This is a genomic window from Cupriavidus basilensis, from assembly GCF_008801925.2.
Classification (GTDB): domain Bacteria; phylum Pseudomonadota; class Gammaproteobacteria; order Burkholderiales; family Burkholderiaceae; genus Cupriavidus; species Cupriavidus basilensis.
This window is the reverse complement of the sequence record NZ_CP062804.1, coordinates 2,047,032-2,071,548: the sequence shown is the minus strand read 5'-3', so window position 1 is coordinate 2,071,548 and position 24,517 is coordinate 2,047,032. Positions and strand designations below refer to the sequence as shown.

At 61.6% G+C, this 24,517-nt stretch carries 29 protein-coding genes; 20 read left to right on the top strand and 9 right to left on the bottom strand.

Annotation, left to right across the window (positions count from 1 at the left end):
- The first annotated feature begins 18 nt into the window (after positions 1-18).
- From F7R26_RS30145 to F7R26_RS30135, 3 genes are all read left to right on the top strand, one after another.
- Positions 19-1,422: a hypothetical protein gene (locus F7R26_RS30145; RefSeq protein ID WP_150990712.1), complete on the top strand. Its 1,404-nt coding sequence runs from the start codon at positions 19-21 to the stop codon at positions 1,420-1,422.
- Between the two features lie 54 nt (positions 1,423-1,476).
- Positions 1,477-1,785: a hypothetical protein gene (locus F7R26_RS30140; RefSeq protein ID WP_193692182.1), complete on the top strand. Its 309-nt coding sequence runs from the start codon at positions 1,477-1,479 to the stop codon at positions 1,783-1,785.
- Between the two features lie 249 nt (positions 1,786-2,034).
- The gene (locus tag F7R26_RS30135; RefSeq protein WP_241754585.1) at positions 2,035-2,511 is read left to right on the top strand and encodes an immunity protein Imm33 domain-containing protein; all 477 of its coding nucleotides are present in this window, start codon (positions 2,035-2,037) and stop codon (positions 2,509-2,511) included.
- A gap of 458 nt (positions 2,512-2,969) precedes the next feature.
- Here the strand turns inward: F7R26_RS30135 and F7R26_RS30130 are convergent, their stop codons facing one another.
- On the bottom strand, positions 2,970-3,149 hold the full coding sequence (locus F7R26_RS30130) for a hypothetical protein (protein ID WP_150990710.1): 180 nt from the start codon (positions 3,147-3,149) through the stop codon (positions 2,970-2,972).
- A 231-nt stretch (positions 3,150-3,380) separates the two neighbouring features.
- On the opposite strand from F7R26_RS30130, the gene F7R26_RS30125 reads away from it, so the two are divergent.
- The 3 genes from F7R26_RS30125 (at position 3,381) to F7R26_RS30115 (ending at position 5,211) form a co-directional block, all read left to right on the top strand.
- Positions 3,381-3,935 carry a shikimate kinase gene (locus F7R26_RS30125; protein ID WP_150990708.1) on the top strand — a complete coding sequence of 185 codons (555 nt, stop codon included), beginning with the start codon at positions 3,381-3,383 and terminating at the stop codon, positions 3,933-3,935.
- Between the two features lie 271 nt (positions 3,936-4,206).
- On the top strand, positions 4,207-4,743 hold the full coding sequence (locus F7R26_RS30120) for an AAA family ATPase (RefSeq protein WP_150990706.1): 537 nt from the start codon (positions 4,207-4,209) through the stop codon (positions 4,741-4,743).
- 39 nt (positions 4,744-4,782) lie between these two features.
- Positions 4,783-5,211 (top strand): NUDIX hydrolase, encoded by a 429-nt coding sequence (locus F7R26_RS30115; RefSeq protein ID WP_150990704.1) that lies wholly within the window; start codon positions 4,783-4,785, stop codon positions 5,209-5,211.
- 363 nt (positions 5,212-5,574) lie between these two features.
- Here F7R26_RS30115 and F7R26_RS30110 read toward each other — a convergent pair whose 3' ends face one another.
- Both F7R26_RS30110 and F7R26_RS30105 read right to left on the bottom strand, forming a co-directional pair.
- The gene (locus tag F7R26_RS30110) at positions 5,575-6,087 is read right to left on the bottom strand and encodes a GrpB family protein (RefSeq protein ID WP_150990703.1); all 513 of its coding nucleotides are present in this window, start codon (positions 6,085-6,087) and stop codon (positions 5,575-5,577) included.
- Positions 6,088-6,140: 53 nt separating this feature from the next.
- Positions 6,141-7,037, bottom strand: coding sequence for a LysR family transcriptional regulator (locus F7R26_RS30105; RefSeq protein ID WP_150990701.1), 897 nt, complete (start codon positions 7,035-7,037; stop codon positions 6,141-6,143).
- A gap of 156 nt (positions 7,038-7,193) precedes the next feature.
- Between F7R26_RS30105 and F7R26_RS30100 the strand changes: the two genes are divergently transcribed.
- From F7R26_RS30100 to F7R26_RS41530, 7 genes are all read left to right on the top strand, one after another.
- On the top strand, positions 7,194-7,703 hold the full coding sequence (locus tag F7R26_RS30100) for a CidA/LrgA family protein (protein WP_150990699.1): 510 nt from the start codon (positions 7,194-7,196) through the stop codon (positions 7,701-7,703).
- Positions 7,696-8,388, top strand: coding sequence for an LrgB family protein (locus F7R26_RS30095; protein ID WP_150990697.1), 693 nt, complete (start codon positions 7,696-7,698; stop codon positions 8,386-8,388). Before F7R26_RS30100 ends, F7R26_RS30095 begins: the two co-directional genes overlap by 8 nt.
- Positions 8,389-8,697: 309 nt before the next feature.
- Positions 8,698-9,855 carry an MFS transporter gene (locus tag F7R26_RS30090; RefSeq protein ID WP_150990695.1) on the top strand — a complete coding sequence of 386 codons (1,158 nt, stop codon included), beginning with the start codon at positions 8,698-8,700 and terminating at the stop codon, positions 9,853-9,855.
- Between the two features lie 84 nt (positions 9,856-9,939).
- Positions 9,940-10,854, top strand: coding sequence for a glutaminase (locus F7R26_RS30085; protein WP_150990693.1), 915 nt, complete (start codon positions 9,940-9,942; stop codon positions 10,852-10,854).
- Between the two features lie 150 nt (positions 10,855-11,004).
- On the top strand, positions 11,005-11,466 hold the full coding sequence (locus tag F7R26_RS30080; RefSeq protein ID WP_150990691.1) for a helix-turn-helix domain-containing protein: 462 nt from the start codon (positions 11,005-11,007) through the stop codon (positions 11,464-11,466).
- Positions 11,466-12,272: a type II toxin-antitoxin system HipA family toxin gene (locus F7R26_RS41535; protein ID WP_277820368.1), complete on the top strand. Its 807-nt coding sequence runs from the start codon at positions 11,466-11,468 to the stop codon at positions 12,270-12,272. Before F7R26_RS30080 ends, F7R26_RS41535 begins: the two co-directional genes overlap by 1 nt.
- A complete protein-coding gene (locus tag F7R26_RS41530) occupies positions 12,269-12,739 on the top strand; it encodes a type II toxin-antitoxin system HipA family toxin (RefSeq protein ID WP_277820367.1) in 471 nt (156 codons plus the stop codon). Before F7R26_RS41535 ends, F7R26_RS41530 begins: the two co-directional genes overlap by 4 nt.
- A gap of 101 nt (positions 12,740-12,840) precedes the next feature.
- Here F7R26_RS41530 and F7R26_RS30070 read toward each other — a convergent pair whose 3' ends face one another.
- A complete protein-coding gene (locus F7R26_RS30070; protein ID WP_150990689.1) occupies positions 12,841-13,644 on the bottom strand; it encodes a BPL-N domain-containing protein in 804 nt (267 codons plus the stop codon).
- A gap of 60 nt (positions 13,645-13,704) precedes the next feature.
- A complete protein-coding gene (locus F7R26_RS30065; RefSeq protein ID WP_150990687.1) occupies positions 13,705-14,349 on the bottom strand; it encodes a LysE family translocator in 645 nt (214 codons plus the stop codon).
- A gap of 288 nt (positions 14,350-14,637) precedes the next feature.
- On the opposite strand from F7R26_RS30065, the gene F7R26_RS30060 reads away from it, so the two are divergent.
- The 6 genes from F7R26_RS30060 (at position 14,638) to F7R26_RS30035 (ending at position 19,019) form a co-directional block, all read left to right on the top strand.
- On the top strand, positions 14,638-14,880 hold the full coding sequence (locus tag F7R26_RS30060) for a hypothetical protein (RefSeq protein ID WP_150990685.1): 243 nt from the start codon (positions 14,638-14,640) through the stop codon (positions 14,878-14,880).
- Between the two features lie 313 nt (positions 14,881-15,193).
- Positions 15,194-15,370, top strand: coding sequence for a hypothetical protein (locus tag F7R26_RS30055; protein WP_170301969.1), 177 nt, complete (start codon positions 15,194-15,196; stop codon positions 15,368-15,370).
- Positions 15,371-15,595: 225 nt separating this feature from the next.
- Complete coding sequence (locus tag F7R26_RS30050) at positions 15,596-16,393, top strand: lysozyme inhibitor LprI family protein (protein WP_241754584.1); 798 nt, start codon at positions 15,596-15,598, stop codon at positions 16,391-16,393.
- Positions 16,394-16,502: 109 nt separating this feature from the next.
- Positions 16,503-17,075, top strand: a complete 573-nt coding sequence (locus F7R26_RS30045; RefSeq protein ID WP_206702532.1) for a histidine phosphatase family protein — start codon at positions 16,503-16,505, stop codon at positions 17,073-17,075.
- Between the two features lie 649 nt (positions 17,076-17,724).
- Positions 17,725-18,456 carry a hypothetical protein gene (locus tag F7R26_RS30040; protein WP_150990681.1) on the top strand — a complete coding sequence of 244 codons (732 nt, stop codon included), beginning with the start codon at positions 17,725-17,727 and terminating at the stop codon, positions 18,454-18,456.
- A gap of 38 nt (positions 18,457-18,494) precedes the next feature.
- Complete coding sequence (locus F7R26_RS30035; RefSeq protein ID WP_150990679.1) at positions 18,495-19,019, top strand: P-loop nucleotide/nucleoside kinase family protein; 525 nt, start codon at positions 18,495-18,497, stop codon at positions 19,017-19,019.
- Between the two features lie 187 nt (positions 19,020-19,206).
- Here the strand turns inward: F7R26_RS30035 and F7R26_RS30030 are convergent, their stop codons facing one another.
- From F7R26_RS30030 to F7R26_RS30015, 4 genes are all read right to left on the bottom strand, one after another.
- Complete coding sequence (locus F7R26_RS30030; RefSeq protein WP_150990677.1) at positions 19,207-20,541, bottom strand: MFS transporter; 1,335 nt, start codon at positions 20,539-20,541, stop codon at positions 19,207-19,209.
- Positions 20,542-20,771: 230 nt separating this feature from the next.
- Positions 20,772-21,710: an alpha/beta hydrolase gene (locus F7R26_RS30025; protein WP_150990675.1), complete on the bottom strand. Its 939-nt coding sequence runs from the start codon at positions 21,708-21,710 to the stop codon at positions 20,772-20,774.
- Positions 21,700-22,581, bottom strand: a complete 882-nt coding sequence (locus F7R26_RS30020) for an alpha/beta fold hydrolase (protein WP_193692181.1) — start codon at positions 22,579-22,581, stop codon at positions 21,700-21,702. The genes F7R26_RS30025 and F7R26_RS30020 overlap by 11 nt, the downstream gene beginning before the upstream one ends.
- Before the next feature lie 56 nt (positions 22,582-22,637).
- A complete protein-coding gene (locus F7R26_RS30015) occupies positions 22,638-23,693 on the bottom strand; it encodes a sugar phosphate isomerase/epimerase family protein (RefSeq protein ID WP_150990671.1) in 1,056 nt (351 codons plus the stop codon).
- 174 nt (positions 23,694-23,867) lie between these two features.
- Here F7R26_RS30015 and F7R26_RS30010 point away from each other — a divergent pair, with 174 nt between their 5' ends.
- Positions 23,868-24,437 (top strand): TetR/AcrR family transcriptional regulator, encoded by a 570-nt coding sequence (locus tag F7R26_RS30010; protein ID WP_241754583.1) that lies wholly within the window; start codon positions 23,868-23,870, stop codon positions 24,435-24,437.
- Positions 24,438-24,517: the final 80 nt, after the last annotated feature.

The following is a 24,517-nucleotide window of genomic DNA, read 5'->3' as shown; positions in this document are numbered from 1 at the left end:
ACCTACGATTGAACGGAAATGAGTCTGATCCCAAAGATCTTCTGCCTACGGCCTCCTGCGCATGCACCGCACGAGACAATCTACTTCCCCAAGAGCAATCCGGTTCCTCTTCGGGCCGCGCTCGCGCGGATCGCGGCCACCGATGATCGCGAACTGCTGGCGGAGGCGATTTGCCACTATTCCGGCTACGTAAGGGAGGCAGGCATTGCCCGGTGCGTGGAAATCGGCGACCCGCGATTCCTTGCGCCCATCGCAGACCGCCTGAACGACTGGGTGCCCCAGGTTCGCAAGGTCGCCGGCGATGGGCTGCTCACGCTGCTTGCGACGACGCCGGCCGAACTCTTCGCGCCGCTGCTACCGAAGCTCCGGAGCCTGACCCAGGCAATGCGCACCGATCATGGCCCCTGGCTTGCCAAATTCGAACAGCAGCTTGTCCAGGCAGGCGGCAGCGCAGCTATCTCCGGCGCACTGTCCAGCACGGATATGAGGCTGCGCCGCGCCGCATTTGCCGTTTGCCTCGATCATGGGCTCCAGTCTATCGTCGACCTTGTTAGGCTTGGCTTGGCATCCGGCGATATTGTTCTTGCCCGTCAGGCAGCAAATCTGATCGACAAGGTTCCGCACGCGGAGCAGCAGCGTTGCATTGAACTGGCAATGACATCTACCTTTGGGCCTGTGCGCCGCGCCGCCCTGCGGTCCATCCTTGAGCAAGACGACCACGCTGCCATGGACTTCGCTAAGCGCGCGCTCCTTGATCCCCAGGGCAGCCTGCGCTATAGCACGGCGCGGTGGCTGATGCAGCGCGGCTTTGATGTCTTGCGTCACTGCGTCGACACCCTGGATTCGGGACGCCTGAGACCCGGGCAGATCAGAGCGGTGTTGTCTCTACTCGGGGAACTGCAAGGCAAAGAGGCGTTGCCAGTCATTGGGCAGCACACACAATCGGCGCACGTGGAGGTGCGCGCGCAGGCCCTGATTCTCATGGCGAAGCTCGCGCCGGCCACCAAAGACGATATCGCCGCTCGCGCCATGCAAGACCCCTCTCGCCGGGTTCGCAGGACTGCCGCTCTTCTGTGCGTAAGGCATGGTGCTTTTGTCTCGCTCGCCCAGCTACGCGGCATGCTCGAGCAATACGGAGATCACATCACGGCGCTGAGGATTGCCAGGCGGGAGAAATGGGACTATCTGGTTTGCGTTGCCTTTGTGGGGCAGCTATGCGAGCCGGATGAGCGAACTCGTGAGGATCTGGCTTGGGCTATTGACATATGGCTTGCTACGGAAGGGAGTAGCTGGACGCGGCCGAGTCCCGCGCATATGGAAGTGTTGGCGCAGCCGGGCATGATGACGTTGCTGTGCAATCTCGCGAACCGCTCGCAGGCATTGCTTGCGCGGCGCTTGCTTGAAGTGGGCGTCGCGGCTTGAGAAGATCGCTTGCGGCCAAGAACAGATATAGTGCACATCGAGTATCGACTATCCATGGCGTTTATCCACATCATCTACGCGGGCACGAGAATAATTCTGTCGAGAAAGCCCTACTTGTCATGGCGTGAGATCCAGGAGGAATTCTGCGACTATACGGCGTCGCTCGGTCCGTGGTCGGAGGTCGAGGTCACGGAATTTTTGAGTGATGAATATCGGATGCTGATGCCATCCGCCGCGACTCAGGTTTCAGCGTTCATCGATTCCGCTGCCGTGATCAAGGAGCTGTCGTTTGTTGACAAATCCGGCCAGGAAGGGCCTTTAGACTGCGGCCATTCAGTATCTGTTGTGCCGCCAGTCACCTGAAACAGGGGAATCATGCGTCTTCGCTCACTGTTCTCGTCGTTCGGCAAAAAGGTACCTCTGGAGGAACCAAATGCCGCAGTGGTCTACGCGACTACAGCTTGCAAGCGGTTCAATCATCCGGAATTTCAGGTTCGGGTATCAAACCGCGTGGTTCCGACAGACGATGTCACTTGGTTTCTAAGATTTCTTTAACAGCGGGTTGCCGACGGCGAGAGATTCCGAGGCGGTGAGAGCCTGCAAGTCGGATGGATGCTCACGATGCTCGAAGAGGGGCCGGCCGGATATCTACGGGTGATGGAGCCCGATATGAGGGTTGTCCCTGTGAAGTTCATTGACGCGGTTGACAGCACGCTGATGCACCTACGCCATCAGAAAGATATGGTTCAAAGCCTCTCGCCTCAGGTGGAACCTCACTTTCCATCGTTGCGCCAGAGCGCTGTCGTGCACGTGAACTACAAGACTGCAAGGCGAATACTGCTGACGCGCGGACCCGGCCAGGACACGGACTCTGGCTGGTGGCTCACAGACTTGGACGACAACGCTGGTTCACAGGACCCGACACGCTTCTTCAAAACCTCGCTCTATCAACTCGGTGTTGACCGGCCAGATTTGGCCAAGTTCTTCGCGGTGCCATCGGGTCTCCAAGTTGCCGTAGACAACGCATCCATCGGGGTACTCGGACCAGATGGAGAACTGAAGCAAATACCCGGCTCATACCTTAGCTAGCTGAATCGGCACCGGCAGCAGCGCTCGAATTGAGCCCGGATTGACTTGGGCTTTGCGTAGAGAGTAGCTCGATCGGATGGCCGTCGTTGGTGGCAGATTCAACCCGTCGATGAAACAGCTTGATGGAATCGTTCAGCCGGTGTATCGAAGTTTAGTGTCTTGCACGGGCGTTCATTCAGTCGCCTTGCTATCGCCTTCGCTTCGTCCGCGCAAAGGCCGAGTTGCTCCTCCTCATCAATCTGTGACGTCGAGATTGCGAGATTGGGCTTGCATCCATCTCGAAGGACTCCATGCTTGTCGGATCGGCATCTAACCCAACAATGGGCGCGGACAGGGATCAGGTCGGTACGCTAGTGTGCATTTGCATGGGTTTCTTGTGCAAGCCCAGGGAGGCAGGTGTCGATGGGGCAGTGCAAGGGCCTGCCGTGCCAGGCACGAGGCGATCGCACCGGCCCGCGTCACTTTGCCGGATGCTTGGCCGAGCTATTTGCGTTCGCCTCAAGAGCACCGAGCCGAAGGCTCATCACTTGCGCATGCAGCTTGATGGCCTTGACTATGGATTGAACGTCTTCATTCTCGCTCTTGGATGCGATATCGTCGAACTCTGCCCACAGCTTCTTCTCAGCTTCTGTCGTCATGGCTACTCCTGATGGCAATGGCAAACACCAGCGTTGGCAGAATCGGCGGTGCAACTGCTCTGCCGGCTGATGGGCCGGGGGGGCCGAAAAGGTATGTTACGTGCCGCTGTAGCGGAAGTCTGTGCGATGCCGTACGCTGGGGAGGTGCTAGGCGTTGTACGCGCTAATTTTCCTTGACTCCTACCACCTGTATTGCCTAAAAACTCACGCAGATTCGTGCTTTGGTGAAAATTGACAAGCGTTCTTCATCTCGTCGGGCCCGGCGGAGCCGGGAAGACCTCTGTCGGTCCCGTCCTGGCTCAGCGGCTCGGGTGGCAGTTCATCGACCTGGACGAGCGCTTCATGTCATTCGAAGGGAACATCGGCGCGTTCATCGCAACGTTGGGCTACGTGCTTTATGCGAAGCAGAATATTTCTGTTTACCGGAGGGTCAGGTGCTCGCTCGCAGCCCCCACGGTTTTGGCCCTATCCTCGGGCTTTCTGATGTACCCAGAAGACATTGACCACGAGTATCAGGCTCTGCGTAGCGCCATCGAATCGAATGCACTGACCTCCTTGCTGCTGCCAGCATTCGAGTTGGAGCCGTGTGTCGAGATCATCGTGCAACGGCAACTTTTGAGACCGTATCTACCCGGTGACAGGGCAAGCGAGGAGCGACGGATACGAGAGCGATTTCCAAAATTCATGGCGTTGTCATGCGCCCGGTTTCGAAGCGATGCTGCGCCAGACAAAACGGCGTCGCAGATTGAGCGGTTTGTGCGCGGACGTATCGTGCTCCTTAAGTAGGCGCGGTTGGCAAAGGGAAAATGCGGCTACCGTCGTCCACCTGCACCGCCGATCCCGGCTACTCTGAGACGTTCAGGCCAGGCGGACGATTCTGGCGGCTCTCGCTTATCCACACACAATGACACGGTGTGCGCGAACAGAAAGAACCGCGCGCCAGCGCTACCAGTCGACATCGCAATCTGGATTGGCGATAATCGTGGGCCTAATCTATCCACCTCGCTCATGCTGAGAGCCTCGATTCTAGGCAGACGCACATTAAGAGAGTATCGATATGTCAGCGAAAAATGGGAATCTAAAAATATGTTTCATTGGCCCTTCCGGTGCGGGAAAAACCACGCTCGCACGTCGCCTGTCGCGAGAGACGGGTATCCCACACATCCCGTTCGATGAAATCTACTGGGACATGGATAGCGGCGATTATTTGAAGCGATCGAACGAATTGATTGATGAGGCCACGGAACGGGTGAGATCGGGGAAATGCTGGATTGTCGAGGGATCATATGACAAGCGCTTGCTTCCGTTCTTCCGGGATGCGAATTGGATCCTGATGATCCAGACGTCTTTGTACGTGCGCGTTTTGAGGATACTCAAGCGCTATGTGCAGAGCAAATTTCGCGTAGCTGGACCAGTCGAGACATTCTCAAATACTATTGAGCTGATTCGGTTTACGAGCAGCTATCCAGCCAAGCTTTCCGGATTTTTTCAATCCCACCCCGAGCTGTTAGAGAAGACTCTCACGGTGAGTACCTACGAAGATATCGCATCCAGAACTGGTTCAAGGTCTGCCGTGTTTAGCGATCGACGTTAACACTGTGAGTTTTCCTGAGGAATTTATTCAAGGAGCCACATGATCGCAACAAAAGCGTGCCCGATTGTTTTGCACAGTCGTCACGGTATCGTACATATCCTCGCATTCAAGCATCCTGCCGCAGGCCACCAGTTGGTAAAGGGCACCATTGAGCACGGTGAGTCTTCGCCGGAGGCAGCAATTCGTGAGCTCTGTGAAGAGTCAGGTATTTGCGACGCTCACGTGGTTTCGGATCTCGGCCTTTGGAACGCGTCCTATCAGGAACAGATCTGGTCTTTCCAACTGTGCGAGTCGGGGGCGGAATTGCCTGACGAGTGGACCTTCGAGACTAGCGACGACGGCGGCCACACGTTTGCATTTTATTGGCACCCGCTGCAGCGGGACTTGCCCGAACAATGCCACCCGCTCTTTCAATCGGCTTTACGCGAGGTTCGTGTGCGAATCGGAGCGCTAACCAGGCCGGCTTGAGCGGTCCGCCGAGATAACCCCGTACTCCCGCTGAAGGAATGCACAGGTTGTGGACAGCTTACGCCGAGCTTTGCGATTCGCTACTCGACCAAATGTCCATGCCAAGGTTGACCATGTCGGTTGAGCCGCCGGACATGGAGCGTCCGTTTGGTAGATCCGTTGAATTCCTGATGTCCGCCGGCCATATTCAGGCTGCGAAGAAGGTTTCATAGGCTGCTGTCGCCAATCGCGGCCGCTCGACAGAGCCACGTGAATCCGAAACTATCTCGTCTGGACTTGTCGATCCATAAGGCCGCCGTCGAAGCCGTCGTGGCAGGAAGGAGGCTGTTATAGATCGGTCTTGACCTCTCCCTTGCGCCATTATCACTTCGCTGAACTTGGACGCGATCCCATCAAGGCATCAATAAAGGGGGCCTTCTTCGCAAGGTACTCGGCGATACCGCCGCGGTTGCTGGCTTCGAGCTCAAATTTCAAATCCTGGTACTGCTGTCGAATGGCGGGATCGTTCCTAAGAAGATTGCGAAATCGGAGCATTCTCTCAATCTGCCAGTGGCCACTGACACATACATGTACCTTGTGCGTTCGCACCCCATCTATATCGCGACGATAGAAATGGTGCCCGGCTGACAGATCGCTGCCCCGAATGTAACCCAGTGCGCTCATGAAACTGTCTCGGGTTGGCTCGTTGCGATGTTCTGAGACCTCAATCAAGAGGTCGATCTCTGGCTTGGCCGCGAGTCCAGGAACAGCGGTGCTTCCGATGTGATAAATACCGACAAGTTCGGTGCCAAGGCCCTTCGCTATGCGCTCTTTCTCGGTGAGGAAGAGCGCAGGCCATCTGCTGTCATAGTGGGAGATCTTGCTGGTGAGCTTCATTGTGTTTCCTTTGTGCGCCATCGGTCAAGAACTGCTAGTCCCAACGCATCAGCTCATACCGCATCCTTTCGCCCCGCCCCAAACGCCTCCTCACAACAAGCCAGCCAGGCGCGTGCCGCGCGTGACAAATATCCCTCCCGCCAGACCAGCCCCAGTTCCCACACCAGCTCAGGTACAACCAGGGGCCGGATCGCTACCCGCTCGGGATCCAGTTGCCCGGCAATTGGCGCAGGCAGGATGGCGACGCCCACATCGGCGGCGACCAGTTCGCCGATAAAGTCCCAATGCCGGCTCTGCCCGGCAATCTGCGGTGTAAAGCCAGCGGCTTCGCAGGCGTCCAGGATGACGCGATATAGCACGAAGTCGTCTTCGTACAGGACGAAGGGCAGGGTGGCGAGGTCGGTTAGCCGGACCGCGCCGGCGCGGCGTGGTGCGCGCTCGGCGGGAAATACCGCAACCAGTGCCTGGCGGGTCACGGTGAGGCTGGCCAGGCCGGCTACGGCGGCGGGCAGCACCGTGACGCCGAGGTCGAGCTGGCCCGTGGCTACGCCTTCTTCCAGCGCGCGGCCGCCTTGCTCGCTGAGCCGCAGCTTGACGCCGGGGTACTGGCGGCGATAGGCGCCGATCACCGGGGCGAGGTAGCGGCCGGCCATGGGCGGGATGCCTACCTTGAGCTCGCCGCGCGCCATGCCGTCTACCTCGGCGACTTCCTGGCGCAGGCGTGCCACTTCGGCCAGCACGGCCTGGCTGCGGGCGAAGACGACCTCGCCGGCGTCGGTGAGCTGTACCGTGCGGCCTTCGCGCAGCAGCAGCGGGCCGCCGAGTTCGTCTTCCAGGCTCTTGACCATCTTGCTGATGGTCGGCTGGGTCACATGCAGGGTTTCGGCGGCGCGGGTGAAGCCGTTCTGGCGGACGACTTCAACGAAGTAGCGCAGGGCGCGGATATCCATGGGGGCTCCTCGGATGTGGCGTGCGTGGGTGATCACGGCTTGCCATTCCAATATGGCATCGAATCAATAATTTATATTCATTTTATATATCGAAGTGCGCTTCGTACACTAGCGTCACTGCCACGCCTTGCGTGGCGCCATAGCTTGAATGTTCCGATGCCACGCGCTGTGACTGTCACTTCATCCACTTCTACCTCCACCTCCACCTCCACCTCCACCTCCGCGACCTTGCCGCAGCCACCCGGTGCCCGCCTGCGCACTGGCGCCATCGCGCTGACCCAGGTGGTGGCGCTGTCGGCCCTGTGGCTGCTGGCGGACTGGCTGCGCGGGCGGCTGGGGTTGCCATTGCCGGCTGGTTTGCTTGGGCTCCTGGCCTTGGCCGCGCTGCTGTTCAGCGGGGCGGTGCGCGGTGGCTGGGTGCGTCGCGGGGCGGACTGGCTGCTGGGCGAGATGTTGCTGTTCTTTATCCCGGCGGTGCTGGCGGTGGTGCAGTATCCGGAGCTGGTCCGGCATCAGGGTTGGCGGATCTGCGCCGTGATTGCCTTGAGCACGCTCGCGGTGATGGTGGTGACGGCGCTGGTGGTGGAGCAGGTGGTCCGCCTCGAACTCAGGCTGGCGCGCCGCGCGCGCCGTGCCACGCACAACCGGCAGCAGCACCATGCATGACTCCGTGCTGGCGGCGCTGAGCCTGGTGGCAACCGTCGCCTTCTATTACTTCAACAAGCGCCTCTATGCGCGCCGTGCGCGGCTGTGGCTGATGCCGCTGCTGGCCACGCCGGTGGTGCTGATCGCGCTGGTGCTGGCCGCGCATGTGCCGTATCGCGACTATATCGCCGACACACGCTGGCTGATGTGGCTGCTTGGCCCGGCCACCATCGCCTTCGCGCTGCCGATCTACGATCACCGTGCGCTGGTGCGCCAGCATTGGTTATCGATCTCGGTTGGCGTGCTGGCGGCGGTGGTGACGTCGGTGCTGAGCTCGGTCTGGCTGGCGCGCGGCTTTGGCTTGCCGGTGATGCTGCAAAAGGGGCTGGCGGTGCGCTCGGTGACCACGCCGTTTGCCGTGGATGCGGTGCGCGCGCTGGGCGGGCCGCCGGATCTTGCCGCGATCTTTGTGGTCATGACCGGGCTGATGGGCATGGCGATTGGCGAGACCGTGCTGGCCTGCCTGCCCTCGGTGCGCAGCCGCCTGGCGCAAGGCGCCATCTTCGGCGCCGCTGCGCATGGTGCCGGCACGGCCAAGGCGAGGCAGCTGGGTGAAGTGCAGGGAGTAGTGGCATCGCTGGTGATGATGATCGCGGGGCTGGTCAGCGTGCTGGCCGCGCCGCTGATCCGCAGCGTGTTTTTCTGAGCGGGCTTGCGTAGTACTGCGCAATGGCTGCGCGCACTTGGGCGCAGACGCTGAGTCGTACTGCGTAGCCCATGGCCTTGCGACCGCTCCGGGCGCAGGGTCTTTTGCGCACCCGCCAACGCACCGCGCGAAATTGGCGCAAAATGCGGCACTTGCGCGATCGTGCGCGGCGCGCTGTCATGGTCTGCTCATCCGCACGTGGCTTGCCGTTCTTCCCGCCACGGCGCGCGCGCTGTCCCTCTGCGCCGATTGTGCGCACCGCACGCGCAAGCTTCACCGATCTCTCTCTCGTTTTTCAATAACAACATCATGCGATTACCGCTTCTCGCGCTGGCTGCCGCGGCCTTTGGCATTGGCACCACCGAATTCGTCATCATGGGGCTGTTGCCCGACGTTGCCGCCGATCTTGGCGTTTCCGCGCCGGCTGCCGGCATGCTGGTCTCGGGCTATGCCATCGGTGTGGCCGTGGGCGCGCCCATCCTGGCCATCCTGACCAACAAGTGGCCGCGCAAGACCGCGCTGGTGGGGCTGATGGGCTTGTTCATCCTCGGCAATGCGCTGTGCGCGCTGGCGCCCAACTATGCATTGCTGATGGCCGCGCGCGTGGTCACGGCGTTTTGCCACGCGGCGTTCTTCGGCATTGGCGCGGTGGTGGCCGCGGAGCTGGTCCCGCGTGAGAAACGCGCGCAGGCGGTGGCGTTGATGTTTACCGGGCTGACGGTGGCCAACGTGCTGGGCGTGCCGTTTGGCACTGCCTTTGGGCATGCGTTGGGCTGGCGCTCCACGTTCTGGGCCGTTACCGTGATCGGCGTGGCCGCCGCGGCTGCGTTGGTGGCCTGGTTGCCCAAGGCCATCCCGATGCAGGCCGGCAGCATCCTGCGCGAGTTCCGTTCCATCGGCGCGGCGCAGGTGCAGCTGGCGCTGCTGATCAGCACGCTGGCATCGGTCAGCATGTTCACCGTGTTCACCTACATCGCCTACATCCTGCGTGACGTCACGGGCTTCACCGCGCAGCAGGAGAGCATGGTGCTGCTGCTGTTCGGGGCCGGCATCACGGTGGGCGGCCTGGCCGGCGGCAAGCTGGCCGACTGGAAGCTGATGCCCGCGCTGGCCAGCCTGCTGGCCGCGGTGGCGGTGGTGCAGCTGGTGTTCTCGTGGACCAGCCATTTTCCGGTGCCGACGCTGTTCACGCTGTTTGTGTGGGGCATGGTCAGCTTTGCCGTGGTGCCCGCCACGCAGGTGCGCGTGCTGGACAAGGCCAAGGGCGCGCCCAACCTGGCGTCCACGCTGAACCAGGGCGCGTTCAACCTGGGCAACGCCACCGGCGCGTGGCTGGGCGGGCTGATGATCAGCGCCGGCCTGCCGCTGACCCAGCTGCCCTGGCTGGGTGCGGCGGTGGCCGCGCTGGCGCTGCTGGCGGTGGGGGTGTCGGCGTCGCTGGACCGGGGTGGCCCGGTGGCGGCTTAGTACCAGCCGCGCCACGGCGCGCGGAGTGCCGCAGTGGCCCGCCGGGCTGTAGGATGTTGCCAGCAACGTTTCTTCGGGCCCGGCATGGACTACGCACACATCCTCCAACGCATCCACCGCGACATCGCGCCCTTGCTCACACAGGGCCGCGTGGCGGACTACATCCCCGAGCTCGGCAAAGTACCCGCCACGCATTTCGGCATGGCGCTGGTGTTTGCCGATGGCCGCAGCCATTGCGTGGGCGACGCCGCGGTGCCGTTCTCCATCCAGAGCATCTCCAAGCTGTTTGCCTGCACGCTGGCGTTCCAGCTGCTGGGCGAGGACCTGTGGCAGCGGGTCGGGCGCGAGCCTTCTGGCAACGCCTTCAACTCGCTGGTGCAACTGGAGTACGAGCAAGGCAAGCCGCGCAATCCGTTTATCAATGCTGGCGCGCTGGTGGTGACCGACGTGCTGTGCAGCCGTTTTGTCCAGGCGGAGACCGCCATGGTGCAGTTCCTGCGCCGGCTCAGCGGCAACCCGGCGATCGACTACGACCCGCGCGTGGCGCAGTCCGAGCGCGAGCATGCGGACCGCAATCGCGCCATGGCGTACTTCATGAAGGACTTTGGCCGACTTGAGATGCCGGTGGACAAGGTCATCGACGCCTATTGCCGCCAATGCGCCATCACCATGAGCTGCGAGGACCTGGCGCGCGCGGCGCTGTTCCTGGCGCATGGCGGGGTGGTGCCGTGGAGCGGCGAGCGCGTGCTGGACGCCAGCCCCACCAAGCGCCTGTCGGCGCTGATGCTGACCTGCGGCACTTATGACGCTGCGGGGGATTTTGTCTATCGGGTGGGTTTGCCGGCCAAGAGCGGCGTGGGCGGCGGCATTGTGGCTGTGCTGCCCGGCAGGTGGGCCGTGTGCGTCTGGTCACCGGGGCTGGACCACAGCGGCAATTCGCTGGCCGGGGTGCAGGCGCTGGAGTGGCTGACGACGTTGAGCGGGTATTCGATTTTCTGAATAGGGAATGAATGTGCGTCAAACGCCATAAATGCAATTATTCTTGCGCTACGGACGCACGATGGCCAGAGTATTTGCCTTATTGCATCGCTTCTAAAAAGTGCTATTATTTTTGCATTATCGGCCTGGATATGTAGAAATATTGCCACCATGGCGAAAAAAACCGCGCCACTCCTTCCCTCAACCCAGCGTTTGCTTGTCGAGTTCGGCGAACGTCTCAAGCTCGCTCGCCTGCGAAGAAAGCTCACGGCCAAGCAGGTGGCAGAGCGTGCCGGGATGTCTCAGATGACATTGCGATCGCTCGAGGCCGGTGGTTCGGGCGTAACGATCGGCGCTTATCTTTCGGTGATGCAGGTGTTGGGCGTCGAGAAAGACCTGGCCAAGATCGCGGAGACGGACGAGATCGGCAGAGGCCTGCAAGATTCCCGTTTGCTAGGACGCATGTCCAGCCAGCGCGCCGCTGCGCCGCGCCTGCCGCGCGACGAAACAGTCGCCCGTCCAGAGGACAGGTGGCCAGTTGAGACAGCAACTCCGCTTCCCGTCAATAGTGAGTCCTTGGCTGCCTTGATCTCCCCAAGGAGAAAGAAGCCAGCGGACGAGGAACACGAGTGATGAGCAAGATGATCGGGGTCTACGCTGACTGGGATGGCCTGGCATCCGCCAAGCGCCTTGGCTGGTTGCATGCCAGGAAGGCAAGGGCAGCAGAGCTGTTCGAGTTCGAGTACGATCCGGCGGCCTTGGCTGATCCCGCATTGGGGCGCTTGCAGATTGATCCCCGCATCGGGCTCTATTCTGGCCCACAGTTTCCAGGAGAACATCACGACAAGTTCGGGGTATTTGCCGACTCGTGTCCTGATAGATGGGGGCGCGTGTTGATGAGGCGGCGGCTGGAGCGCGATGTTCGCGACGGCATCTTCCCCAAGGGCACAAGGCTCTTTGAGTCCGACTACCTGCTCGGCGTGCACGACCGCTATCGAGTCGGTGCGATTCGATACCGGCTGAACGACGAAGGGAGCTTTCTCGATCATCGCGATGGTATTGCGGCCCCGCCATTCACCGAGCTCCGCGATCTGGAGCGCGCAAGCCGTGCTATCGAGGCGGATCCGGACAACACGTCCGCGGATGGCCGTGCATGGCTACGGATGCTAATTGCCCCGGGAGGCTCTCTTGGCGGTGCGCGCCCAAAGGCCAGCGTGGCCGACAGCGATGGCCACCTCTGGATCGCGAAATTCCCGAGCACCCGTGATGAGCATGATGTTGGCGCATGGGAGATGGTCGTGAACGCCCTGGCTACAGCGTGTGAGTTGCGGGTAGCGAAAGGGATGGCGCAGCGCTTCGCAAGCGACCACCACTGCTTCATGGTCAAGCGCTTCGATGCACCAGTGCTGGCCGGAGACTTCATTTCGCTTCCGCCATGACCATGACCGGTCGGGTCGATGGCGACGACGCTGCCGCCGGCGCGAGCTATTTGGAATTGGCCGAAGTGATCGTCCGGCATGGTGCGCAGCCCAGCAAGGATTTGTGCGAGCTTTGGTCACGCATCGTCTTCAACATCCTTGTCTCCAATACCGATGACCATCTGCGCAATCATGGATTCATCCTGATGCCAGGAAAGGGGTGGCGGCTATCCGACGCCTATGACATGAACCCTGTTCCCATCGCCGATGGCTTGACGCTGAACATCACTCACGCTGACAACGCGCTCGATCTGGAGCTTGCACGAGAGGTGGCCGGGTATTTCCGGGTTTCCTTGTCCGATGCCGATGACATCATCGAGGACTTCAAGAGGGTTGTCGGTCAGTGGCGGATTGCTGCGAACGGACTGCAACTGTCGCAGCGAGAACAGGACAATATGGCTTCTGCCTTTCGCCTGGCGCTGCGATAGGCAGGGCGCGATACCGCTCGGATTGAAGAGGCCCGCAGCAGGAATCCGTTGGTTACTGGCCTGAGGTTCTCCGGCTCGATGTGGGTATCGAGATCAGCCAGTCAACCCAGCATCAACCCCGCATGCGCCAGCAAGTGGCGAAACACCGCCAGCCGGGCGTCGCCCGTTTGCGCCAGCTTGCGGCAGACGTGCAGGTGCGCCGTCATGTCACTGTGTCCGCGCAGGGCGTCCTTGCACTCGCGCTCCGAGATTTCCAGGTGGATGCCTGTGAGGATGGCGCAGCCCTTGCCCACGGGGGCGCTGACGATGGCGGGCGGGGTGCCTTCCAGGCCCGTGTACACGGCCAGGATCTGCGCCGCGTGGTTTGTTGCATCGCCGAAGTCGAAGCGGCAGCCGCCGTGGTAGTGCGCATACAGTGTGATCGGGACATGGGTCAGGCTATGGGTCGTGCGTATTTCTGCTGCCGCAGTGCTGCGCGGCGTTGCGTCATAAGTGACGCCCCGGGTGAGTTCGGGTAAGCAGCCAACCGCGATGGCATCCACGAAGCTCAGTTCCCGCGGGCCGCAGATGGCACCTTCGGTGCCGGCATGGAAGGCGAGTTCCCTGCAGGCGTAGTACGCGCCCGCGCAGATGCCAAGGTAGGCGCCGCCTTCTTCGACAAAGCGCCGGATGCGCGCGTTGGGTGCGCCGTTCAGTGCTGCGCAATAAGGCAGGTCCGCACCGCCCGGCATGACAAACATCACGGCATCATCGAAGAGCGTTTCGTCCTGCCGGATGTCGTCGGCCATGACCGCCCGGATCTCGTACGCGCCGGGAAGCAACTGCTGCCCGATCATCCGCATCAGGCGCGAGGTCCCGTCGGAGGTGCCGGCGTCGATATAGGTCAGGATCTGGGGCTTCGGCATGATGGTTTGGCCCTTTTTTGCCCGATTGGGCGCAATGGTGCGGCAGCGGTGCTGCGTGCCTCAGGTTTGCGCGCGGCGGTAAAACGCCAGCCCACCTGCCAGCGCAATCAGCGTGCCGCCTGACAGCCGGTTCAGCCAGCGCATGCCGTCACCACGAAAGGCGTGCACAATGCGCGCGCCCAGCGCCGCGTACACCAGCATGACGGCCAGGTTCAGCAGGCATTGGGCCAGCGTCAGGATGGCGTACTGCGGCAGCAGCGCCGCGCTCGTATCGATGAACTGGGGCAGGAAGGCCGAGATAAACAGCAGCGCCTTGGGATTGGTCAGCGCCACCAGGAAACTGCGTGAGAACAGGATGCGGCCCCGCACCGCAGCCGTGTCCGGCACGGTTTCCGGTACCGTCTGCGTTGTCTGCGGCTCCTTGCCCGAGCGCAGCATCTTCCACCCCACATACGCCAGGTAAGCGGCGCCAAACCATTTGATCGCCTCAAAGGCAACCTCGGACGCGGCGATGACGGCGCCAAGCCCTGCGGCCACGGTGACGACCAGGATGATGTCGGCCGCGAGCGCCCCGGCCATGCCCCAGCACGCCTTGCGTACGCCATGCCTGGAGCCGTTGTTCAGGGCCAGCAGCACGGTCGGGCCGGGAGTGGCAATGGTCACGGCCGAGGCAAAGATGAAGAGCAGCAGGGTAGGGAGCGTCATGGTGCAATCTGGCTGGCGCGCGCTTGAGCGGGCGGGAGACATAGGATGATTGCCCGCCGGCAGATTGTCCAGTGCCTGGCATGCCCGGCGTTGCCACGCCATGTGTTGCGCAATTGGCAAAAATGCAAGCCGGGATTGCACGAGATGAGCAGACATTGCGTGTTTTGATACGATGATGGGTAGAACGCAACGGTAGCCCGCAACCGCCATGACGCTTGCGATGCGCGCTTGAACGACTAGCGTTCGCCCGGCTAAGTTGCGGTTCTCCCATAAAAAGCGGAGACAGCCATGATCAAAGAATACGCGTGGAAGAAGCGGGTTTTCGAGACCCATGAAGTACAAGTGCAGGTGCGGCCGAGAACGCCCACGGTCTGGGAGTACACGGTGCGGGTCTGCCGCCCGGGCACGAACATCCGGGCCGCCGGGACTTTGCTGGAATCGTCCAAGGTAACGGACCTGTTCCCCACGGCGGACGCGGCGGAGACGGCCGGTTTTGCCCACGGCGCAGAGCTGGCGAAACGGCTGGCCTAGGGTGGGGTTGAAACCCGGAAAGGGCTGGAACACGTCGATTTGGTGCTTTTTACCGGCTGATGGTGTAGCAGTGTGACTTTTTGTAGCGGGTGGTTTGGAGCGTACTTTGTGCCGTTATACTGCGCAGGTCGTTGCAACCACAGCGACCGGGTTTAGCAGCCCGCGGAAAAAGGTGACCAATCCGCCATCAATCCGCGTGAAAAAGGAGGCATACCCATGCCCCAGTCTTCGCTTGCTCGTCCCGGGCAAATCGCAGCTTCCAAGCCCTCTATCCTCTGCCAGCGCCTGCGCGCCTGCCAAAGGAGGGCGCCCGATGCATAGGTACCCGCACTACAACATCTCCGCCCAGCGCGCCGGGCGTGACACCTTCCTCACGGCCCACGCCCCTTCCGAAAGCCCGCTAAGCCTCGCCGCCGAAAAAACCGCGCAACTCAACGCGCTGCTTTCGGTGGCTGTCGAGAACGCCGCCGGCGGCTGGCAGGCCGTTTAGCCACAGGGCGGGAAGATGGCTGCGCGGCGCATGGCATCGATACGGTACTTCGCGCGCATCGCGGCTTGGCGGCGCCAAACAAAGTGCACTACAACACGCGCTGCCGATCGCGCCACCAATCGCACGCTTGCAGGCCCATGCGGCCATCGACTATGTTGAATCTCAAGGCCGATGTGGCCGCGTCGATGGGGAGCCGTGATGAACAGGGTCATAGGACACCTGGCCGTGCTCGTTGTCCTGGGCCTGTCTGCCTTGCATGGGGCGCAGGCCTCCGACATCGACTGTAAGTCAGCATCCGGCGCGGGATCGGTCCGCTGTGAAGATCCAAACGGCGACGGGATGCGATGTGGACTGGCGACCGACGGGCGCCCGCGCAACAAGCACCTGGTCTGCGATAACGCGGAGCTTTCGACGCGCTACGAGCGCATCTATGCCGAACAGCAGAAGCTGCTGCGCAGCGGCGTCACCAACGATGCCGACGTGCGCGCCTGGCGCAGCAGGCGCGATGCCTGTGGCTCCGTGCGCTGTCTTGATAGCCTGTTCCATGAATGGTGGCGGTGGCGGGACGCTGCCCGCATGAAGCCGGCACGGCCCGCTGTTTTGCCGAGCACGACCGTTGCGCCAAGCACGACCGTTGCAGCCCCTGTCCCGCCAAAGCAGGAACCAACACCTCCGGCGCGAGACCAGGCGACGCCGGCTCAGCTGGCTGCCACCGTGCCAGAGAGCGCGAAGCCGAGCGAGCCCGCATCGCCGGCGGCCGCCGGCGTTCAGGCCCCGCCGACGTCGCCCGGAACCGGGCAAGTCCCGTCCGAGCCAGCCTCCGCCAACGTGGTGTTGTCAGGTTTGCTGGCGGGCCTCGCCGCCGTCGGCATTGGAGCGGCCTGGCTTTGGAAACGCAAGCGAGAGCGGCGCGCGTCGCTAAAACAGGAACGGCGCCGGGTTATCTCCGCAGGCATGGCGATCCTGTATGGCTTGCTCATCGTGAATGTGCTGCTTCTGGCGTTCACGCTGAGGTCCAGTTAGCACACCGCTGCATGGCCCGTCGCCTCGAGCGGCAGCGCAATCGGTTCCCACCATCTCGCTTTAAAGCACTCGCGGCGTGTATCCTCTGCACTCACTGGACAGCAAGGACATGAATACAGTGAACAGGGAAATCACCTTAATGCGCCATGGCCAACCGAATCTGGCCATGTTAGACAAGGTTTCAGCACGCGATATGCAGGGCTGGATTGCGCAATATGATCTATCCGAAATCATTAACCAGCCCGCTCCAGAGGCTAGTGTGGAGCTAGCCGCCACCGCCAAGGTGATTGTGTCGAGCAGTGCGCCCCGAGCGCTGACATCCGTTCGGGCGCTGGGCCTTGCGCCGACCCTGGTAGACGAGATCTTCTGCGAGGCGCAACTGCCCTATGGGCGATGGACACTGCCGCGTCTTTCGCCGTTTACATGGGCATTGATTCTCCGGGTCTTATGGCTGTGCGGTTTCTCAGGGAAGGTCGAGTCTGCCCGTAAGGCCAGGATGCGGGCCGATACGGCGGCGCAACGACTTCAATCCCTTGCCAGCGAAGGGCCAGTTCTGCTGCTTGGTCACGGATTCATGAATCGAATGATCGGCAAGCAGTTAAAGGCGGCCGGATGGACTCAGGAGAAAACCGATGGCAACCGGTACTGGAGCGCCACGGTTTATCGGATGAATCAGGGTTAAGGCGAGGTGGCAGCGTGCTAGCTGCTTTCTGGAATGTTCCGTGATCTACTTCGCGGTGATGCGCGCTAAGCATCGATCTGCTCGCGACCGACCTCATCCGGCAGAAAAAGCGGCAAGTGCGAGAGATGGCGGTTGCGGCTGGGCCGCAGGTTTTGCGATGGGGCATGCAGCGGCTGAGGGGTAGACAACGGGCAGATTCCCCATCTTGTCGGAAGAATGTGGCACGTCCTCATGACCTTTGTGCGAGCGATACCACACCTGGATGGCCGCCTCGGTCATGAAGCGGCCCATCAGTTGGACCTTTGAGCATTACGACGTGCAAAACCCCCATAGCATCCTGAATTCCTGCTCCCCGCGGGAGTTCAGGCATGCGATGTGCTTATCTACCTAAGGGTGTGACTGTATCCGGGGGCGCAGGGAAAATTCGGGCTGGCGGCAAGTACGGTCTGCGCTAAGGTAGACTGCGCAATGAGGATACGGTTTGTATAGAACGGTGAATTCTGGTTGCGGGCAAATTCTATGAATAGGCTCAGTGGACGCCCGCCGAGCAGGACATCTCCGGCGAACGGCCGCTTCGGCATCGGACGGGAGCAGTCACGCGGATAAAATGCCGGGCGATTGATGATTCTTGCTCGGGGGGGTGGCGCTGATGGTTTACAGCAGGGACTTTTTCGAGTTGCAGCTTGACTTTGCTCGAACCGTTGCGGCGCTTTTCGAGATGCCCGTCGATCGAGCGTTGCTCGACTACACGAACTTCTATATTCGGTTTGGGCTAGCTAGGGATTTTGACCCGTGTCATCCCGTTTGGCGTTTGTACGTCGATGGACTGACCCGTACATCGGATATTTGCGACTGGACCTATCGCTTCTATCTCGCGCAAGTTGCAGATTCACGGACGTCTGCGACGGTCCCGGAAACTGGCTGTTTTTCCTATGCGATGCAGGACGCGGAATGTGTGCGAATTCATTTCCGGAATGCGGAGTCCACCGCGACATCTCCTTTGAGCAGGGAGCGCCTGCCTGCTCGGCTTGCTGAACTTCGGTCACTCTTCGGCGACGTCAAGCGCAACAGGCAACTAGTGACACGCGTGGTGGGCACCTCGTGGCTCTATCACCTTCCTGCATATCAACGGTGCTTTCCCGCGGCGTACGTCGCGAGCGCCAGGGTTGCGCAGCCGCGGTATCGCCACGTATCGCTGTGGGGGCAATTTCTCGATCGCCACGGCTCGCTCAGACTTGGCGCTGTGCAGGATTTCAAAAAACGGTTATCGAAACTGGCAAACGTTCGAGACCTAGCGCTCGCCTTCCCACTGCAAGCGCTCGCCGTCGAAGCCCCCATCGCGGCGTTCTACACCTTCTACGGGATACAGCCCGATTGCTAGCTGTTCCGTCTTACATTCGAATACAGGGAACGCCGGAAATGTTGATTGCCTTCGGAGGACTACCGGGCACCGGAAAGACAACGGTAGCGCAAGCACTTGCACGCAAGCTTGCCGCAGTGTACCTGCGTATCGATACGCTGGAGCAGGCAATGATTGCGGCCGGGAGCGATGGGGCTGATATCGGACCTGCCGGCTATCTTGCTGCATATGCCGTTGCAAAAGATAATTTGCGCCTGGGGATGACCGTTGTCGCGGACTCGGTCAATTCCTTGCATGTGACGCGTAGCTCCTGGAGAGGCGCGGCGCTCGAAGCAGGTGTGCGCATCTTCGATATTGAGCTGATTTGTTCTGATACGACGGCGCACCGTCTGAGGGTCGAGGAGAGACAGGCAGATATCCCAGGCCACACGCTGCCGACATGGAAGAGCGTGCTTGAACGCCAATATGACACATGGGATTCAGACCATCTTGTAGTCGACACAGCTAGCGTTTCCGTTGAGCAGGCCGTTGAAACGATCATTCATTGTCTTTCGATGTCACTTACAACGAGTCGATTGCCCTAACGTTCGAGAAAATCCGTTTCTCCGGGGCATCCTTGGATAACACGACGGCCCCAACGACGTCTTTGTAGCGGTGTATCTGTCCCCTGTGGGTCTACTACGGAAACTGGTGCTGGTGTAACCTCGGGGATCGACTTTGCTTTAAGCGCACGCCATTCGCCAGACGGGCCAGACGGTACTAGTTGCTCGCTTACGCTTCCCGGATCTCGCTCAGCACCTCAGCCTCGACTCCCGGCTTCTGTTCGCCATCCCTGGTAGCAATCAACTCCTTCGGCGTCAGCGGGATCAAGGGCAGGATCAGGGCGTACACTGCGGTTGTCGCGATCACGCAATAGGTGAATCCGTGCGTTGGGCTGCTGTTATAGATCCATGAGCCCAGCAGATCGCCGGCACGCGCCGAGAGCGCGAGAACGCCATCCACCAGCATCATCAAGGTGCCTTGCAGTCCTGGCGGACAGGACCGCATTGCGAGATCGAGGTATGCTGCCGTGGCTACGCCGCCCATGAGCCCTATCGGTGCCGCCAATACAAGCGCGAGATTGGCTGAGTGGATAAACGCCAGCGGAATCATCTGCGGCACTGCGACGATCGTTCCCCACCACAGCAGCTTGTTCAGCGGTACTTTCTTGCACAGAAAGCCATACAGCAAGAATGTCGGGATAAACGCGGCGGCAAAGATCCCGTTGTAGTACGAGTAGACGGAATCCGACGCATGCAGCGCATTGCTCAGATAGAACTGCAGCGGAGTGGCCGATCCCGGCGCAAAGTTCCACAGAAAGCAGATGAGAACCGCCGGATAGACAGCCTTATGTTTCACCAGCCGCCTGATATTCCCAACGAGATCCGCGCCTCTGGCTTGTGGCTGATCATAGAGTTGGCCGAAGACGGAAACGGGCTTCCAGAGCCCCAGCACGGCAATCAATGACGTGACCGTCGCCACCAGGATGAAGGCTTCTTTGGCGGCGAGATGATCTGAGATGTACCCCGAAGCAAACGCGCCCGCAACGACAGGGACCGAGCTGACCACGTTGCATAGCGCGCTCAGGCGCCCGGACATGCGCTTCTCCTGGCCCACCAGTGCGATCAAGCCCTGATAGGCTGCGGCGACAAATCGGGACGACAGCATTGCCAGCAGCATCCCGGTGACCAGTCCCGCGTATGAAAAACCTGAAAACGCTATCCAGATGAATGCCACCGCGGTCACCGGAGCGAAAATCAGGAAGAAGCCACGATCGCGCAATCCCAGCGGATTCCATTGGTCGCGCGCGAGGCCGAAAACAAACGCGATGTACACGGGTATGCCCGTAACCAGCCGGAATGTCGAAATCTGCGTCGCCGTCGCATGCAACTGGTTCTTGAGTATGTACGACGTCTGTATATCCACCAGGAGGCCGGCGGGCGTTGCCAGATAGATGAACAGGGTTAGCCAGCCGAAATACAGCAGGATTCGGTCGCTGCCCTCGGCACCATGACTAGCGGACGTGGCCGGCGCTTTCGTAAGGGCGTGTTTGAAGTTCTTGGACATGGGGGACCACGTACACGTCCTCGGAAAACTAATCGGATGGCCTCCGCGCATGTGCGGGCTGCGCCACCGGGCATGGTTTACAGAATAGAGCGTCAGTGCGGGAAACGTGTAGGTAAAAAATGGGACTCGATGTTCCCACGCCTACCGCATTCGCGCGTTGGCCTGCCCAGCGTCCACCAGGTTCATCCGGAGGCGTCAGGCGCGTTGCGCGCCTGAGTGGTATCTGACGGTTACGCCCGTAGCGCCGCTTTCATCATGGCGCCGACGCGATCGAACAGGCATTGCGCAGCAGGCGCCACGCCGAGCAGGTGGATGCAGGCATGCACCATGCCCGGCAAGCGAGTCTGTTGCACGATGACGCCCGCGTCAGCGAGCCGGCGGGCGTAAGCCTCGCCTTCGTCGCGCAGTGGGTCGTACTCGCAGACCAGGATGGTGGCGGGCGGCAGGCCATCGAGTCGCTCTGCGCGCAGCGGCGACGCATATGGCGAGCCTTTGTCCGCCGGTCCGTGCAGGTAGGCCGACCAGCAGAACGCCATGACGTCCCGCGTCAGGTAGTAGCCCTCGGCAAATTCGGCGTAGGAGTCCGAGTCCATCGCGCTGTCCAACGCGGGATATAGCAGCAACTGATGCGCGATGGCGGGGCCATTGCGGTCGCGTGCCAGCAGGGCTGCGGCGGCTGCGAGGTTGCCGCCGGCGCTGTCGCCGCCTACCGCGATCCGATTTGGATCGATGCCGAGTTCCGCGGCCTTGTCGAATGCCCATACCACCGCGCGATACACGTCCTCCAGCGGCACAGGAAACTTGTGCTCTGGCGCGAGCCTGTAGTCCACCGACAGCACCACGCAGCCGGTGGCGTTGGCCAAGGCACGGCAGGGGTTGTCGTAAAGCGCCAGCGAGCAGAGAACCCAGCCGCCGCCGTGCGCGAACACGATGGCGGGCAGCGGCGCGTCAGCTTGCCGCGACGCCGTCGGCCAGTAGCCGCGAATCCTGATCTCGTAGCCGTCATCGGCTGTCACGCTGAACATCTTGATCGCGGCCACGTCCTGCAAGGGACCGTGCAGCGCAGGCAAGTCGCTTTCGGTGGCGTGGCGCATTTGCGCTAGCGACGTCTCGCCGCCGCTTGCCGGTAACGCGGCCAGGAAGCGAGCGATATCTACATCAACGGCCATGCGCATGCCCTCCCTGCTGCGCTTCCAGGAACGGCAGCAGTTCAGCGATGAATGCCTCTGGTGCCTCCTCCATGATGAAGTGGCCGCAGTCGGGCACCACCACGCCGCGCAGGTCGATGGCGTTGTCGCGCAGGGTCAACTGCGGCGCGTCGTTGGTCGCGTGCTCCGCGCCGATGGCTAGCACCGGCATCGCCAGCTTGCGCTGTGCGCGTTCGCGGTTCTGCCGCACCGTTTCCGGAATCGCGCGGTAGTAGCCGAAACCGCCGCGCAGGCCGCCGGGCGCCGAATAGGCCGCGATGTAGGTGTCCACGGCTACGCGGTCGCGGCGATGGGACCACTGGTCGAACATGAAATTCAGGTAGGCGGCCTCGCGCCCGGTGATCAGCGTCTCGGGCAGATCGGCTACCTGGTTGAACATGAAGTGCCACAGGAACTTGTTCTCGGCAGGCGGGGCGAAGATGCTCGGCGCAGGCGCAAGTCCGGGGATCACGGCCTCGGTAAGCGCCAGCCGCGTGACAGCGTCGGGATGGTCGCTGGCCAGCGCGTAGGCCACCCACATGCCCACATCGTGGCCGACCACCTGATAGCGATCGTGGCCCAGCGCGGCCATCACGCGGTGCAATGTGTGGGCAGTGGCGCCGGTGTCGTAGCCCGTGAGCGGCCGGTCGGAGTGCCCTGTGCCCGGCGGGTCGACCGCGACGGCGAGAAAGCCGCGTTGCGCCAGTGCCGCCATCACATGGCGCCAGGCGAACCACGTCTGCGGCCAGCCGGGAATCAGCAGAACCGGCTGGCCGCTGCCTGCGGTGACACAGTGGACACGGTGGCCGTTGATGCGTACATAGGTGTGCGTGTGTTGGGTGTTGTCTTGCATGGATGTCTTCGGTGGATGGATTGGATGCATCGGATGCATTGGATGCGATGTCGGTGTCAGGCGATGCCGAGCATGCGGTCGATCTGCGCCTTGTTGACGGTGGCGCCAGCAAAGTCGTCGAAGATGCGCGAGGTCACGCGGATGATGTGGCGGTTGATGAAATCCACGCCTTCGCGCGCGCCGTCTTCCTGATCTTTCAGGCAGCACTCCCACTCAAGCGTGGCCCAGCCTTGGTAGTCGTATTGCGCAAGCTTGGAGAAGATCGACTTGAAATCGACCTGGCCATCACCCAGCGAGCGGAAGCGTCCGGCGCGCTCCGTCCACGACGTATAGCCGCCATAGATGCCTTGCCGCCCGCTTGGGTTGAACTCGGCGTCCTTGACGTGGAACATGCGGATGCGGTCGCGGTACAAGTCGATGTAGTCCAGGTAGTTCAGCTGTTGCAGCACGAAGTGGCTGGGATCGAACAGGATGTGGCAGCGCGGATGGTCGCCAACCAGGCCGAGGAAGCGCTCGAAGGTGGCGCCGTCGTGCAGATCTTCGCTGGGGTGAATCTCATAGCAAAGGTTGACGCCTTGCGCATCGCAGGCATTGAGCACCGGCAACCAGCGTTTGGCGAGTTCTTCGAAGGCGGCCTCGATCAAGCCTTCCGGGCGCTGTGGGAACGGGAACAGGTAAGGCCACGCGAACGAGCCGGAGAAGGTGCCCATCTCGGTCAGGCCAAGCCGGCGCGACGCCTTGGCGGCAAGCTCGAGGCGCTCCAGCGCCCAGGCGGAGCGCGCCTGCGGATTGCCGCGCAGCGCGGGCGGCGCGAAGTTGTCGCACATGGAATCGTAGGCGGGATGCACCGCCACCAGCTGCCCGAAGATATGCGTGGTCAGTTCGCTGATGACCAGGCCGTGCCCGGCCAGCATGCCTTTGACTTCGTCGCAGTAGGTCTGGCTTTCCGCTGCGGTCTTCACGTCGAACAGGCGCTCGTCCCACGCCGGAATCTGCAATGCCTTGAAGCCGATGTCGGCGGCCCATCTGGCGATGGCGGGCAGCGTGTTGAACGGCGCTTGCGTGTCGCTGAACTGGGCGAGGTGGAGACTTGGACCTTTGATGGTTTGCATGGATTGAACCGGCTATTGTTTGTCGAGCGACAAAGAATAGATGGCAAGGATGAGGAAGTCAACCGTGTTCGGTGCCGCGACGGTAAAATGCACGCCGCGACAGCATTCAATCACGAGCAGAACATGGCCGGACGCCCTAGAGAATTTGATCGAGACCAAGCCCTGAATACGGCCATGACCGTGTTCTGGGAGCGCGGCTATGAAGGCGCGTCGATGTCGACGCTGGTCGAGGCGCTGGGCCTGGCCTCGGCGCGCATCTACGCGGCGTTCGGCAGCAAGGAAGCGTTGTTCCGGGAAGCGGTGGCGCTATACGAAGCAGGCGAAGGTGGTTTCGCGGATCGCGCCATGCAGGAAGAGGCGTCGGCCAGGCAGGCCATCGAACGCTTGCTCAACGACGCGGCGCGGACCTACACCAAACGCGGCCGTCCGCATGGCTGCCTGGTGGTGTCCGCGGCCAGCAGCTGCGCAGTCGAGAACGAGCCGGTCGCCGACTGGCTGGCGGAGCATCGCCGCCAGCGCACGCAATCCATCATTGACCGGCTGCATGCGGCGGTGCAAAACGGTGAACTGCGGCAGGACACCGACATCGCCGCGCTTGGCGATCTCTACGGCGCGCTGTTGCACGGCATCTCCGTGCAGGCCCGCGACGGCGTCAGCCGCGCTCGCTTGCAGGCGATGATCGGGCCCGCGATGCTGGCTCTGGATGCTGCCGCAGCTTCCGGCAAAGCCGACGCTCAACGTTGATTCGGAAGAGTGGCGCTCGCTGCACGGGGTGCGGCCCCTGCTTGTTGATCCGGGCCGGATTGACATCCGGACGTCGACCA